Source organism: Anaerolineales bacterium (assembly GCA_022866145.1).
Lineage (GTDB): Bacteria > Chloroflexota > Anaerolineae > Anaerolineales > E44-bin32 > PFL42.
Genome location: JALHUE010000521.1, coordinates 1 through 1560 on the forward strand (window position 1 = coordinate 1; position 1560 = coordinate 1560).

3 protein-coding genes are annotated in these 1560 nt (G+C 67.6%); all 3 read left to right on the plus strand.

Annotation, left to right across the window (positions count from 1 at the left end; genetic code table 11):
• Positions 1-796, plus strand: a 796-nt coding sequence (locus MUO23_15055; GenBank protein MCJ7514270.1) for a diacylglycerol kinase family lipid kinase, incomplete at its 5' end; no start/stop codon positions are given.
• Complete coding sequence (locus MUO23_15060) at positions 793-1257, plus strand: dual specificity protein phosphatase family protein (protein ID MCJ7514271.1); 465 nt, start codon at positions 793-795, stop codon at positions 1255-1257. The genes MUO23_15055 and MUO23_15060, both read left to right, overlap by 4 nt.
• Before the next feature lie 78 nt (positions 1258-1335).
• Positions 1336-1560, plus strand: a 225-nt coding sequence (locus MUO23_15065; GenBank protein MCJ7514272.1) for a hypothetical protein, incomplete at its 3' end; no start/stop codon positions are given.

Here is a 1560-nt window from a genome sequence, read left to right on the forward strand (position 1 = left end):
CAACGACGCCTTCGTGAAGCACGGCGTCGATTGGTCGGTGAGCATCACCAAGCGCTACGGCGATGCCGAGGCCCAGGCGCGGCAGGCCTTTGCCGAGGGCGCCGACCTGGTGGCCGCCTACGGCGGGGACGGCACGCAGCATGAGGTGTCGCTGGCGGCGATCGATGCCGGGAGGCCGCTGGGGATCCTGCCGGGCGGCACGGGCAACGGCTTCGCCCGCGAGAACGGCATTCCCACCCAGTTGGCCCCGGCGGTTGAGCTGCTGTGCACCAGTCGGCAGGTCCGGCGGGTGGACGCGGCACGCATCGGCGAGTCGTACTTCATCCAGCGCATGTACGCCGGGATCGAGCCCGAGGAACAGACCAGCCGCGAGCTCAAGAACAAGTACGGCGTGCTGGCCTATGCCCTGACCACCGCCCGGCGCGTCCGGACCAGTCACCCGAGCGAGTACCAGCTGACCGTCGATGGCCAGCAGCACACGGTGCGCGCCATCCAGCTGTACGTCGTCAACTCCGGGATGACGGGCAAGGGAGTTGCCCCGATGGGGGAGTACAGCATCACCGACGGCTTGCTGGAGGTGATTGTCTTGTCGGCTGACCCGATCAGCGCCCTGGCGGCGCAGCAGCGGATGTTCCACCTTCCCTTGCGCTCTGCCGCCCTATCCGCCTGGCGCGGCCGGCGGATCACCCTCGAGGCCGACACGCCCAGGACGATCTGGACCGACGGGGAGCTCCACGGGAAGACGCCGGTGACCGTCGAGGTTGTGCCCTCCGCCCTGCCGATCGTCGTCCCATGACCGGTTCTCCCGACATCTCACAGATCACGCCACAGCTGTTCATCTCGGCCTGGCCGCGAGGCCAACAGGCTGAGGAATTGGGCACGCTGGGAATCCGGCTGATCCTGTCGATGCACTGGGTGTTGCCGAAGCGTTCGCTCGGCCGGGCACCGCTTCGCCTGCTCTGGCTTCCGACGATCGACCTGCCATTCACCCCAATGCCGATGTCGATGTTGCGCCGCGGGGCCCAGGCCGCGTTGCCGGTCCTGGCCGCGGGCGGCGGCGTGCTCTGCCATTGTCGAGCTGGCGTCCACCGCAGCGTGGCGATGGCCTGCTGCGTGCTCATCGCCCAGGGGTACACGGCGGAGGAGGCCATGCGCCTGGTCAAGGAGAAGCGGCCAGTCGCCGATCCATACATCTGGTACATTGAGCGCCGCATCCGCAAGTTCGCCGCCGAATGGAACCATCGGCCGCCACGGTAACCCCGACTATTCCCTCGCCTCGTGCTCAGCCCGCCGTGTGCTCCACCGGCGCGTTGACGTGCTATGATTCCGTTCTGTATGGCGACCTGGCCTGCATTCGCCTCCCCTCCTACCAACCTGCCGGTCCTCCCGCTACGCCCGATCAAGGTCCCCTTCGAGTTGAAGGCACGGCATGACGCCAATGTGGACCTCCCCTTGGCAATTGCCGACCCGCTGAACGCTCTCACCTGGGATCCTGCCCAGTCTCCACGCTGTGCCCGTGACCCACTCCGATCTACGCCGAACCGCCTGCAGCCACGTCGC

Coding starts and splice junctions, on each gene's coding strand:
- MUO23_15060 (MCJ7514271.1), top strand. CDS start 793: ATGACCGGTTCTCCCGACATCTCACAGATCACGCCACAGCTGTTCATC.